Below are 12,133 nucleotides of genomic sequence, written 5' to 3'. Positions count from 1 at the left end.
TGATCAAGTCACGGCATGACACAGCCTTTTTTCAACGTTCGTACAGTAGTGGGTCAAGCCACGGCATGACACCGAACGCTTTGCAACGCTTTTGATCCCCACGACAATGCCGGCTCGCAATGACGTTGAGGTATCCACACAACAATCTAACTAGTCGCTTTAATAAGCTCTTTAAATAAATTTAAATCTACATCGTTGTCATTTAAATATTCCGGGTGCCACTGCACTCCTATGATGAATTTATGATTTTGTAATTCAATCGCCTCTATTATTCCGTCATTTGCCTTAGCCGATACAACAAGACCGTTCCCGACTCGATCAATAGCTTGATGATGGGTTGAGTTAACCATTATCTGCGTTTTGTTATTTGTCATTTTTGCAAGTTTAGTACCCGACTCAATAGTAATTGAGTGAGAAACTATATTTTTTGGACTCGGTTGTTCGTGATTAATTATTATAGTTTGATTATTATTTTTCATATAATCCGGTATGTGCTGAATAAGACTACCGCCAAAGGCAACATTTAATAACTGCATCCCGCGGCATATCCCAAGGATAGGGATATTTCTTGCTAATGATTTTTTTAAAACCAGAATTTCAAACTCGTCACGTTCATTATTGGCAATAACAACGTCTTCTGCATATTCAGGTTCATAAAATTTAGGATGAATATCTTCGTCACCGCCCGGAATAACTACGCCGTCGATAATTGCCAATAACTCGTTGATCGTACTACTCTGATAAGGCAAAAGTAGCGGCACGCCGCCGGCTTTTATTATTGCATCGGCGTAGTTTTTGCGTAAAGCATACCACGGAAAAGCTGCATAACTATATTTTTCACAATTATTAGCCAAATCGAGAGTGAGGCCGATTATCGGTTTTTTCTGCGTCATATTAACTATTCATAAATGAAGAATTAGTTTTAATGTTATTATTTTCCTGCTTTTTCGATGTTATTTCCGCCTTTGCAGGAAGTTATTGTTGCATGGAACGTTAAACGTCATTGTGAGTATTTGCGGGTGTTGGTTGCATGGCTCGAATTTTCGATGTCATTCCCGCGCAGGCGGGAATCCAGAAAAAACAAAAAAGTCATCCTGAATTTATTTCAGGATATACTAAAAAAAGATGCTGAAACAAGTTCAGCATGACAAAGCTAGAAAGCCTGGATTCCCGCCTTTAGCTAGAATGACATACGGCACTTTTTTAGAGCCATGCAACAACGCTCCGTTTTCGCGGGAATGACATCGAAAATTCGAGTCATGCAACAACGCCGGTCAAGCTACGGTATGACACTGTAGTTGTGATAACCGCAATAACGACAGAGTTTTCTTATGTTAATTTATCGCCTGACTACTCTAGTACCGCAAATCATATCCGGTATTGATGTTTTTTGCTTGGTAAATGCTATGCATAAAACACTGACCGTTACCAGTATTACATGTATAATTGATATTATTTGTACATTCATTAGGTCATCTATCATACCTAAGACAAAACTTAATGATACTCTAAAAAAAGATTTTAAAAAGCTCATCCTAGTTCCATCTGCTTTATTAATTATTTTCATATTCAATAAATATTTCCCTGGGGTAGCTTGTAATTTAGAGCTTTCAAACAAAGCATAATATAACATTGTAGCGATTGTAATAAGAATAATATTGCTTGTAATTGTAAGGTAAGCAAGATAATCTTCTAGAGCTAATAGCGGTGTAGCAGGGTAAAAAAATTTTAATTTACAAAATAACAAACAAAATGTAATAAGTAGTTGTATTGCTCCGTCAATGAACGCTGATCCGCTTCTTCTCCAAAAGCCGCAATATATGTAATCGCTCATAAATTAATCCTCAATCCTCGGCGGTGTTTCAAATGTATGAAACGGTGGCGGTGAGGTAAGCGTCCACTCTAATGTATCAGCACCGATGCCCCAAGGATTATTCGGGCAATTTTTACCGTATTTTAGCGTATAAAAAACGATAAACACAAAATAAAGAGCAGCTGCCATAGATATCCCTGCTCCTATCGATGAAACCATATTCCAACCGGCAAAAGCTTCGGGATAATCGGGTATTCTTCTCGGCATGCCGGCAAGTCCTAAAAAATGCTGCGGGAAAAAAGTTAAATTAACTCCGATAAAGGTAATCCAAAAATGAATTTTGCCTAAGATTTCGGGGTATTGCTTGCCCGACATTTTACCGAACCAATAGTAAAATCCTGCAAATGCCGTGAATAAAGCACCGAGCGACATCGTATAATGGAAATGTGCTACGACATAATAGGTATCGTGTAATACTCTATCGAGTGCCGAATTTGACAAAATTATACCGGTAACGCCGCCGATGGTAAATAATATAATAAATCCTATTGAGAATAACATTGGCGTCGGGAAGGTAATCGATCCTCCCCACATCGTTGCAATCCAGCTAAATATTTTTATTCCGGTCGGGACGGCGATAATCATCGTGCCGGCGGTAAAATATATTAGAGCATTATAAGAAAGTCCGACGGTAAACATATGATGCGCCCATACTATAAAGCCGACAAAGCCGATAATAACCATCGCGGCAACCATGCCTTGATAACCGAATATCGGTTTGCGGGAGAAGGTGGATATGACTTGGCTAACTATCCCAAAACCGGGTAATATTACTATATATACTTCAGGGTGACCGAAAAACCAAAATAGATGCTGGAATAATACCGGATCGCCGCCGCCGTCAGGCTTGAAAAAATTAGTGCCGAAATTACGATCCGTTAATAACATAGTGATAGCACCGCCAAGTACCGGCATAGCCAGAATTAACAGAAAGGCGGTAACTAAAATAGACCAGACGAATAACGGCATTTTAAAAAGACCCATGCCCGGGGCGCGCATATTAAATATAGTAACAATTAAGTTAATCGAGCCGAGAATCGAGGAAAGCCCGGTTAAATGCAAGCTGAAAATAGCCATATCGACTGCTGCTCCCGGATGACCGCTCAAATTACTTAAAGGAGGGTAGAGCGTCCAGCCCGTGCCGGGACCGCCGTCAACGAAAGCAGACAACATAAGTAATAGAAAAGCAGGGACTAATAGCCAGAAGCTGATATTGTTAAGACGTGGAAAAGCCATATCCGGTGCGCCTATTAGTAGCGGCACGAAATAATTGCCGAAGCCGCCGAATAAAGCCGGCATAATCATGAAGAACACCATAATTACTGCATGGGCAGTAATTAGCACGTTATATAATTGGAAATCATGATTTAAGAAATGACCGCCCGGCATAGCGAGCTCCAGCCTGAACAGCAGTGAGAACAACCCGCCGACAATCCCCGCAAAAATCGCAAATATGATATACATAATACCGATATCTTTGTGATTGGTCGAGAAAAGCCACCGCCTCCAGCCGTAGGGAGTATGGTGATCGTGATTTAAGTCGTTTGTAGTTATATCCATAATTATTATTTTGCTTGTGTTAATTTTTCATTTTGTTTGTTTTTGTATAGCAATATATCATTCCCGCATATGGGTTTGTTGCATGGCTCAAATTTTTGCAAAGTGTTTCGGTGTCATGCCGTGGCTTGACCACGGCATCCAGTCTTTTTATTAAGGTTTTTCTGGATACCGTGGTCAAGCCACGGTATGACACCGTACTTATAATAACCATAATACGGTAAATTATTAGCCATACAACAATGCCTGCGCGGGAATGACATCAAAAATGTTGTATTATTTCCCTAAAAATCAGGAAGGTTATACTTAATCTTTTCTCTTTTAAGGTTATTTACATATAATTTTAGCATTTTCTCAAGCTTTATTTGATCCTTTTTTTTGTTTTTAGTCATTATATATTCTATAACTGACGGAGTCTTTAATTGAACAGAATAGTATTTTTTCAAAAGCGGAATTATTTTTATGCGTAATTTTGGTATCATAATTACAATGTTCCCTAATAAAGATCGTGCATCCCACCATAGATCAGAGCCTATAGAAGAATGTTTTAAATGTTTTGTGATAAAAGGTAATATGGCTTTAAGTTTTATTTTTTGAAATCTTGCTATTATATAAGTAAGCCCAACAACAGCAGCTGTGTTTATTTTTATACTTTCATTTTTTTTAAGAAAATATAAACAAATTTCTAAAGCTTCTTGGTAATTCTTAGAATTCTGACAAAAGCTTAAAATAAACTCTATTTTTTCTTCTTCATTATTTAAAGAATGTATTAAATTTTTATCAGTAAATATTTTTAATTTTTTACCAGTAAAAAAATCAATGCCATTTTCAAAATATGCTAAATAAATTCTTCTTGTTAGTCTTGGTACACGACCTATAATATCATCAAATAAATCAAGAGTTTCTCCATAAACACGTTTATTATTGCTTTTCAAGTTTTCAAATAATAATGGTAATATTAAATCCTCTTTAATATTATAAAATCTACGTACTAAGATACCCAAAGCTTGACAAGTTGCAGCTTGTGACAATTCTTCAGGATTTCTTAACTTTTCTGCAATATAAGCCATTCCCTCATCGTAATCTGCACAATTTCCTACATACAAAATATAATAAAAAGCTTTTTGCCATTCGGGATAATTAAGCACTTCCGGTTCATTTCTATACTCTTCTTCACTCATTATCATATATTTACTAAACTTCTTATTTTGCCTGTTTTAATTTCTCAATATCTGCTCCGACTATTGCCGGGATATTTCTTGTTATCTTATCATAATCCCAATTCCACCATTTAATTTTAAGTAATTGCTTAATTATTTCGTCAGAAAATCTTTGGCGTACTATCTTTGCAGGATTGCCGGCAACAATACTATACGGAGGTACATCTTTCGTTATAACGGAGCAAGCACCGATAATTGCACCGTCACCTATATTAACTCCGGGCATGATAGTAGAGTTTGTGCCAAACCATACATCATTTCCGATAATGGTATCTCTTCTTTTATCAGGAGAAGGCGTATAATTATTCCAATTTTCAAAAATAAAGAAAGGATAAGTGGAAAAGCCGTCCATCGGATGATTCATATCATCGGTTATAAAGCTAGTATCCATAGCGATAGCACAAAATTTACCTATAATCAATTTAACTAAATAAGCCCCTCGGACATTTTTATATTCAAATTTCTCAGGATGATTAGTATCACTATAATAGGTATAATCACCTACTATTATGTTAGGATTATGAATAAAATGTTTTAAAAATATCGTTTCTTTCGCTTGCTTAGGAAAAAGATGAGGATAAGGGTTATTGTGGCTAGTCATATATTAGGATATAGTTTAATCAATTAATAAAATTTAATTTTTTAATCTGTTCTTTTGTTAAACCTGTAAGCTCAGATATTTCGTCTAAAGATTTATTCTTTTTTAGCATTGTTTTAGCTACTAAACCTATTCCTTTTTCAATTCCTTTCTCCAGCCCTTTTTCTATTCCCTTCTCCATTCCTAATTCTATACCTTGTTTCTCCCAATAATGAGCTAAGCTTGCCATAATTTTATCTCCTTTCTCTGCATTTAAGTGTGACTTTAACATTTTTTCGAGTTTTATTTTATCATTTTGATTAATTTTAGTCAAAGTATAGTATAATACTAATTCTATATAATCTTCACCTTTAATAACTTTATTTATTAGAGGTAAAAGATTTGTTATTTCTTCCCATCTTTTAAATAAATCACGTTCATGAATGTGTTTCATAAAAAATTGTAATATTCCAGACCAAGCGTTTTTCTTTAAGTCAGAATCTGAAATATTATGTACATTAATAACTTGATAATTGTTAGTCCAGATTTCTCTTGCTAAATTGTTATTTTCAAACAAATCCCATAAATTAAGAGGTATGTTATAATGCTGTTTGCCGTTATAAAATACTAGCGGATATATTAGAGGTAAGCGTTTAGATTTTGGTTTAACAGTAAGATAGTGATCAGCAATATTTAACATATACTTAAACAGGCGAAAAGCCATGTAATGGTCAGGGGTACTTTGATGTTCTAAAAGTAGATATATGAACCCATCAGTATTTTTAAATTTTGCTGAGAATAATACATCTGAAATTGAATTTTTAAGATTTTGTTCAATAAAACTCACTTTTTCCATCTTAAGTGTTGAGGGTAACAATAAAGTTTTAATTTTTTCTGGTAAATGTGTTTCTAAAAACTCTTTAGCAACAATTGGATACTCTAAAGCTTTTCGGAATAACTCATCATGTTTTAGTTTGTTTGGCATAAATTTTTATTCTTGTACCTTATTATAAGGGTTTACCCTTAGTTGCAATCCAATTATCAAAATCTTCTTTGCTAACTACTTCGATGGCAATCGGCATAAAGCCGTGATTAATGCCACAAAGTTCGGAGCATTGCCCGTAATATACGCCTTTTTTAGCGATTCTTGTCCAGGTTTCGTTAACTCTTCCGGGTACGGCATCTATTTTAAAACCGAGCGACGGTACGGCAAAGCTATGTATTACGTCGCCGGCGGTAATCAGGAATCTTACGGTTGTATTTTCCGGTATCACTATTCGGTTATCGACGTCCAACAGTCTTTTCTGATCGGGTTTTAAGTTTTCGTCGGTAATCATATAGCTATCAAATTCAATATTATCATGGTCGGGATATATATAATGCCAATACCATTGATAGCCGACGACTTTAATAGTTATATCGGCATTGGGAATTTTCTCGGCGATACGTAAAATTCTAAAAGACGGCACGGCGATAATAATCAAGATTATTATCGGGATTATAGTCCAGATTACTTCAATCAAAATATTATGGGAGAATTTAGCCGGTACCGGATTAGCTTTAGCATTAAATTTAATACATACATAAGCAAGCAAGGCAGCTACAAAAAGCACAATACCGCCGGATATGAAAAGTAAAAAATTATGAAACCAATTTAATTCTTCCATAATGGGACTTGCCGGAGGCTGAAATAACATTTGCCAAGGCTGCGGCTCCGAGCCTAAACAACTAGTGTTAATTATCAATAAACTAAGAAGGATAATAATATTTTTCATAATTTGTAGCTAAATATGTCTTTAAGGTTTATGTTTAAATATGTGTTGCATGTTAGACAGCAACACGTCCCTCCTCGCAAGGCAATGCTCGCGTGGATCGAAAATTGCCATATTTTGAGTATTTTTTAAAAACGCTTTGATGTCATGCCGTGGCTTGACCACGGCATCCAGTTAGGCTTTTTAATTTTTTTCTGGATACCGTGGTCAAGCCCACTACTGTACGAACGTTTAAATAAAGAGGTAAAAATTCTGTCATTCCGTGGCTACGACCACGGAATCCAGCTTATAATATCATAAAAAGATTCTAAAATAAGTCTAATATGGCTTTATTTTCCTGGATGCCGTGATCAAGTCACGGCATGACACAGCCTTTTTTCAACGTTCGTACAGTAGTGGACCCTCCCACGGTATGACAATTTTAAGCGATTTTAACCATCCACGCGGGCATTGCCTCCTCGCAATTGCGGGTTTTTGAGGCACTAACAACATCTATTACATAAGTCAATATAAGATGATATTGAGTTTTATTAAAGCAAAAACCGATTAATTTTTATAAAAAATTATACAAATTTTTGTTGTAATTTGTTTTTCTATGCGTCATATTAAGCTTACTAGTAAAAAATTGATCCAATAGACTGAGCAATTTTAATGAAGAATACAATACTATCTTATAATTTTAATTCTGTACTAATAAATCCCGATGTTAGTTTACGATTAAAAAAAATCCTTAACTATTTTTCATTATTATTATTTATTACTTTAGTTGTTTTTATTTCATCCAATGTTAATAAATATGTTAACGATACCTTATCGATAACATTAGTACAACCGGAGTCTGAAGATTTTCAGGAAAATGTTTTTGCAGAGATTGTAACGGTTAAGAAAGGCGATACCTTAAAAACTATTCTCTTAGATCAAAATATTCCCAAAATAGATATAGAAAAAATTGTCAAGTTAGTAAAAGACGGCAAGCTAGAAGCTTCGCTTAAAATAGGGCAACAAATTACTTTTGAATATGAAACGAAAATTATTGAAAATGAAGACGAGGAGCTAGCTACCGAGTTACGTTTTTTAAATAAATTAATTATTGCGGTCGATAAATTAAAAACTATCGAGGTTATTAAAAACGATGATAATTTCCTTGTACAAGATGTAATTATTCCTTTAAATAAAGAGCTTGCTAAATCTGAGATAGTTATTAATTCAAATTTTATGTCGGCTCTAAAAGTTCTGGGGTTATCAAATAATAGCATAATAGAGCTGGTAAATGCTTATGCTTATCAAATTGATTTTCAGCGTCAAATAAAAAACGGCGATACCGCAACGATAATAACGGAAAAATACGTAACGGAAGACGGGAAGTTTTCTCATCACGGTAAAATTTTATATGTTTCGTTAAATTTGTCGGGCAAAGAATATAATATTTATCGTTATTCACCTGATAGCACACCGAATAATCATAATTTTTTTTCTGAGGACGGTAAAAGCGTCAAAAGAAGTTTACTTAAGACTCCACTAAAACTTGTTAAAATTTCTTCTCATTACGGCAATAGAAAACATCCGACACTTGGCTATACAAAAATGCATAAAGGAGTTGATTTTGCCGCTCCGACGGGTACTCCTATATATTCTGCCGGTAACGGCGTGATAACGGAAATAGGTTGGAAATCAGGTTACGGGAAATTTGTGCAAATAAAACATAGCGGGACCTTGTCTACGGCTTATGCACATGCTTCTAGTTTTGCCAAGAATCTTAAAATAGGTAGCATAGTAAAACAAGGGCAAGTAATTGCCTTAGTCGGTAGTACGGGCAGAGCTACGGGACCGCATTTACATTACGAAGTTAAAATTAACGGCAAAAACGTTAATCCGATGTCGGTTAAAACTACGCCGGGTATAGAGCTAAACGGCAAAAAACTAGCAAGCTTTAATCAGTTTAAAAAAGAGATCAAAACGTTGAGTGTTAAGCTTGATAAGGGATTAAAGACTGACAGCAGGGCGGAAGTATCTTTGTGAGGTAGTTTTTGTAAGTATTGTCATACCGTGGCACTGCCGGTTGCATGGCTTGATAAAAGCGTCAATATGTCATTCCCGTGAAAACGGGGCTTTGTTGCATGGCTCAAATTTTCGGTGTCATTCCCGCGAAAGCGGGAATCCAGGCTTTTCATTGTCATGCTGAACTTGTTTCAGCATCTACTGAAAAATATCCTGAAATAAATTCAGGATGACTATAATTTTTCTAGATTCCCCTTTCGCAGGAATGACATACGGCACTTTTTTTGAGCCATGCAGCAACGCTTGACCACGGCATCCAGGAAAATAAAGCCATATTAGACTTATTTTAGAATCTTTTTATGATATTATAAGCTGGATTCCGTGGTCGTAGCCACGGAATGACAGAATTTTTACCTCTTTATTTAAACGTTCGTACAGTAGTGGATCAAGCCACGGTATGACACCGTACAACGCTCCGTTTTCACGGGAATGACATTAAGTGCAAGGAATGACATCGATCCTCCCGTACCCTCCTACAATAAAATATAAATATGCCATTATTTCAGAAATTAAAAAAATTATATCTAACATTGTGCCGCAGTAGCCGTATAATAATAACTTTAGCGATTATTGACCAATTAACAAAATGGTGGTTCATTGATAATTTAAGGGGGATACCGGGGTTAACGTTAAAGCTCACTTCTTTTTTAGATATGGTTTATAGCTGGAATTATGGGATTAGTTTTGGATTACTGCGAAATTATTACCAATATAGTAACGGTTTTTTTATAGTAACTAATTCGGTTATCGTTTGTTATTTATATTATATGATGCTCCGCTCTGCTACTATGCTCGGTTTTGCCGGTTATAGTTTTGTAATCGGCGGTGCTATCGGGAATTTAATTGATAGATTTAGTCGCGGAGCGGTATTTGATTTTATACATTTTCATTATTACGATTATAGCTTTCCTATCTTCAATTTGGCAGATAGTTTTATTTCGCTTGGGGTGTTGGTGCTAATAAGAGATTTTTATAATAGTAAAAAAATTGTTGAAGAAAAAGCTAAGGCTGATTATGATAAAGCACAAATTGAAACTCTGGCAGAAGAAATCCGCCAAGCAAAGCATAACGATTCTAATTTATAATGTTAATTTAAAGGTAATTAAGTGCGTATAATTTTTTTATTATTTACAATTTTGATAATTACGTCTGCATGTAATAAAAAGTTTAAAGAAACTGTCGGGATATCAACGCCGGGACCGAATGAGTATCAAGTTCAGCGTAGCAAAATGCTAGAAGTCCCGCCGCATTACGATTTACCGCTTCCGGCTGTTCAGCAAATATCCGGTAATACAAGCACGAAAGCGTCAGGAGAATTTAATGACGGTGAGAAAGCTTTAATGCAAGAAATAGAGTGATTGTTTTGGGAGTTATTCCGAAAGCAAAGGGTTTAGTTTTCTGTCATACCGTGATCAAGCCCACTACTGTACGAACGTTGAAAAAAGGCTGTGTCATGCCGTGACTTGATCACGGCATCCAGGAAAATAAAGCCATATTAGACTTATTTTAGAATCTTTTTATGATATTATAAGCTGGATTCCGTGGTCGTAGCCACGGAATGACAGAATTTTTACCTCTTTATTTAAATGTTCGTACAGTAGTGGATCAAGCCGGCGTTGTTGCCTGGCTCGAATAGGTTTGCTAAAAACTCGTTCCTTAAACTGACGCATATGCGTCATTGTAGGAATGACATCAAAGGGTAAAAAATAATAATATCAAATGATTACCTCATCGCAAAAACAAAATATAGGTATTTTCGGTCTTGGTAAAACCGGTCTATCAGTTTATGAAGTATTGAAAGAGGAAGCACAAATAATCGTTTATGACGATTCTAAAGATAGTAGGGATATATTTACCGATTTATACGGAGAAAAATATCTAACTAATTTAGCAAGCTCTAAATGGCAAAGCTGCGATAAAATCATACTAAGCCCGGGTATTCCGTTCGATCATGAAATAGTCGAGTTAGCAAGCCGTTATAACATACCGATTATTTCGGATATAGATTTATTATTTGAAAATTCTAAAAATTCCAATTTCATTGCCGTTACCGGTACGAACGGTAAAAGCACTAGCACTGCCTTAATCAGTCATATTTTAAATTTAAACGGTTTTGATTATCCCGCTGTCGGCAATATAGGGCTTCCTGCTTTAAAAGCCGGAACGGGTAGAGCGGGTTACGTGCTTGAATTATCTTCTTTCCAACTAGATTTAATAAAAATTTTTAAAGCCAATATAGCAATACTCCTTAATATTACGCCCGATCATTTAGATAGGCATAAAAATATGGATTCCTATATTGCCGCTAAATGTAAAATTTTTGACCGCATGGCTAAAGATGATTATGCAATAATTAATATTGATAACGATTATTCTAAAGAAATTTTTTTAAAACTGGAACAAGAACAAAATATAAATTTAATTCCTTTTTCGGTTACTAAAATCCTTGATAAAGGAATATCGATTGTAAAAGATAAAATTTATGATAAATTCTTTGCCGAGGCGAGTTTTACTTTGCCGTTTAACAAGAACCTTCAAGGGCTACATAATTACGAAAATATTGCAGCAAGCTATGCGGTCGCAAGAGCTATGAGCCTTGAGCCTTCGCAAATACTCTCATCCATAAAACAATTTCAAGGTTTACCGCATCGGATGCAGTATATCGGTAGTGTGGGGCGGGTTGGTTTTTATAATGATAGTAAAGCAACCAATGCCGAAGCTGCCTCTAAATCGATTAAAGCACTTGATAATATTTACTGGTTAGCGGGCGGAATAGCTAAAGAAGGGGGGATTGAAAAGATAATATCTTCGTTAGTTCACGTTAAAAAAGCCTATCTATTTGGACAAGCTAAGGAAAATTTTGGAAAAACTCTTAAAAACAAAGTAGATTTTGAAATATGTGAGAATTTAGAACAAGCTTTTAACAATGCTTATGAAGATGCTTGTAAAGATAAGGAGAAGATTAAAAATATATTACTTGCTCCCGCTTGTGCGTCTTACGATCAGTTTAAAGATTTTGAACAGCGCGGGGAGTTGTTTATTAAGTTGTGTTTGGAAAAAATAAATTAAAGTCTTA

At 35.4% G+C, this 12,133-nt stretch carries 18 protein-coding genes; 7 read left to right on the top strand and 11 right to left on the bottom strand.

Annotated elements, in window-relative coordinates; all coding sequences use genetic code 11:
• Positions 1–146: 146 nt before the first annotated feature.
• Complete coding sequence (locus AAHM91_RS07285) at positions 147–893, bottom strand: gamma-glutamyl-gamma-aminobutyrate hydrolase family protein (RefSeq protein WP_342270359.1); 747 nt, start codon at positions 891–893, stop codon at positions 147–149.
• A 57-nt stretch (positions 894–950) separates the two neighbouring features.
• On the opposite strand from AAHM91_RS07285, the gene AAHM91_RS07280 reads away from it, so the two are divergent.
• Positions 951–1,148: a hypothetical protein gene (locus tag AAHM91_RS07280; RefSeq protein ID WP_342270358.1), complete on the top strand. Its 198-nt coding sequence runs from the start codon at positions 951–953 to the stop codon at positions 1,146–1,148.
• Here the strand turns inward: AAHM91_RS07280 and AAHM91_RS07275 are convergent.
• The 9 genes from AAHM91_RS07275 to AAHM91_RS07225 form a co-directional block, all read right to left on the bottom strand.
• On the bottom strand, positions 1,140–1,265 hold the full coding sequence (locus tag AAHM91_RS07275) for a hypothetical protein (protein WP_342270357.1): 126 nt from the start codon (positions 1,263–1,265) through the stop codon (positions 1,140–1,142). The genes AAHM91_RS07280 and AAHM91_RS07275 overlap by 9 nt on opposite strands.
• Positions 1,266–1,339: 74 nt before the next feature.
• Entirely contained in the window at positions 1,340–1,834 is a 495-nt protein-coding gene (locus AAHM91_RS07270; RefSeq protein ID WP_342270356.1) for an RDD family protein, read from the bottom strand.
• A 3-nt stretch (positions 1,835–1,837) separates the two neighbouring features.
• Positions 1,838–3,433: a cytochrome c oxidase subunit I gene (gene ctaD, locus AAHM91_RS07265; protein WP_342270355.1), complete on the bottom strand. Its 1,596-nt coding sequence runs from the start codon at positions 3,431–3,433 to the stop codon at positions 1,838–1,840.
• A 19-nt stretch (positions 3,434–3,452) separates the two neighbouring features.
• Entirely contained in the window at positions 3,453–3,644 is a 192-nt protein-coding gene (locus AAHM91_RS07260) for a palindromic element RPE4 domain-containing protein (protein ID WP_410526163.1), read from the bottom strand.
• 70 nt (positions 3,645–3,714) lie between these two features.
• Entirely contained in the window at positions 3,715–4,611 is an 897-nt protein-coding gene (locus tag AAHM91_RS07250; protein WP_342270353.1) for a hypothetical protein, read from the bottom strand.
• 22 nt (positions 4,612–4,633) lie between these two features.
• Entirely contained in the window at positions 4,634–5,251 is a 618-nt protein-coding gene (locus tag AAHM91_RS07245) for a CatB-related O-acetyltransferase (protein WP_410526162.1), read from the bottom strand.
• 19 nt (positions 5,252–5,270) lie between these two features.
• Positions 5,271–6,212: an Rpn family recombination-promoting nuclease/putative transposase gene (locus tag AAHM91_RS07235; RefSeq protein WP_342270352.1), complete on the bottom strand. Its 942-nt coding sequence runs from the start codon at positions 6,210–6,212 to the stop codon at positions 5,271–5,273.
• Between the two features lie 22 nt (positions 6,213–6,234).
• Positions 6,235–7,002 carry a cytochrome c oxidase subunit II gene (gene coxB, locus AAHM91_RS07230; protein ID WP_342270351.1) on the bottom strand — a complete coding sequence of 256 codons (768 nt, stop codon included), beginning with the start codon at positions 7,000–7,002 and terminating at the stop codon, positions 6,235–6,237.
• Positions 7,003–7,023: 21 nt separating this feature from the next.
• A complete protein-coding gene (locus AAHM91_RS07225) occupies positions 7,024–7,164 on the bottom strand; it encodes a hypothetical protein (protein ID WP_342270350.1) in 141 nt (46 codons plus the stop codon).
• On the opposite strand from AAHM91_RS07225, the gene AAHM91_RS07220 reads away from it, so the two are divergent.
• From AAHM91_RS07220 to AAHM91_RS07200, 5 genes are all read left to right on the top strand, one after another.
• Positions 7,147–7,299 carry a hypothetical protein gene (locus AAHM91_RS07220; RefSeq protein ID WP_342270349.1) on the top strand — a complete coding sequence of 51 codons (153 nt, stop codon included), beginning with the start codon at positions 7,147–7,149 and terminating at the stop codon, positions 7,297–7,299. The two genes, AAHM91_RS07225 and AAHM91_RS07220, sit on opposite strands and share 18 nt — an antisense overlap.
• A 46-nt stretch (positions 7,300–7,345) precedes the next feature.
• Complete coding sequence (locus AAHM91_RS07215; RefSeq protein ID WP_342270348.1) at positions 7,346–7,477, top strand: hypothetical protein; 132 nt, start codon at positions 7,346–7,348, stop codon at positions 7,475–7,477.
• Between the two features lie 173 nt (positions 7,478–7,650).
• Positions 7,651–9,018 (top strand): M23 family metallopeptidase, encoded by a 1,368-nt coding sequence (locus AAHM91_RS07210; RefSeq protein ID WP_342270347.1) that lies wholly within the window; start codon positions 7,651–7,653, stop codon positions 9,016–9,018.
• A 530-nt stretch (positions 9,019–9,548) separates the two neighbouring features.
• A complete protein-coding gene (lspA, locus tag AAHM91_RS07205) occupies positions 9,549–10,142 on the top strand; it encodes a signal peptidase II (RefSeq protein WP_253307901.1) in 594 nt (197 codons plus the stop codon).
• 21 nt (positions 10,143–10,163) lie between these two features.
• Entirely contained in the window at positions 10,164–10,415 is a 252-nt protein-coding gene (locus tag AAHM91_RS07200; protein ID WP_253307900.1) for a DUF3035 domain-containing protein, read from the top strand.
• Between the two features lie 159 nt (positions 10,416–10,574).
• Here the strand turns inward: AAHM91_RS07200 and AAHM91_RS07195 are convergent, their stop codons facing one another.
• The gene (locus tag AAHM91_RS07195) at positions 10,575–10,727 is read right to left on the bottom strand and encodes a hypothetical protein (protein WP_342270346.1); all 153 of its coding nucleotides are present in this window, start codon (positions 10,725–10,727) and stop codon (positions 10,575–10,577) included.
• Between the two features lie 52 nt (positions 10,728–10,779).
• Here AAHM91_RS07195 and murD point away from each other — a divergent pair, with 52 nt between their 5' ends.
• Complete coding sequence (gene murD / locus AAHM91_RS07190; protein ID WP_342270746.1) at positions 10,780–12,126, top strand: UDP-N-acetylmuramoyl-L-alanine--D-glutamate ligase; 1,347 nt, start codon at positions 10,780–10,782, stop codon at positions 12,124–12,126.
• Positions 12,127–12,133: the final 7 nt, after the last annotated feature.

The organism is Rickettsia endosymbiont of Orchestes rusci (assembly GCF_964030945.1).
Classification (GTDB): Bacteria; Pseudomonadota; Alphaproteobacteria; order Rickettsiales; family Rickettsiaceae; genus Rickettsia.
Note: the sequence above shows the minus strand (reverse complement) of the source record. Positions and strands in the feature narration are given on the sequence as shown.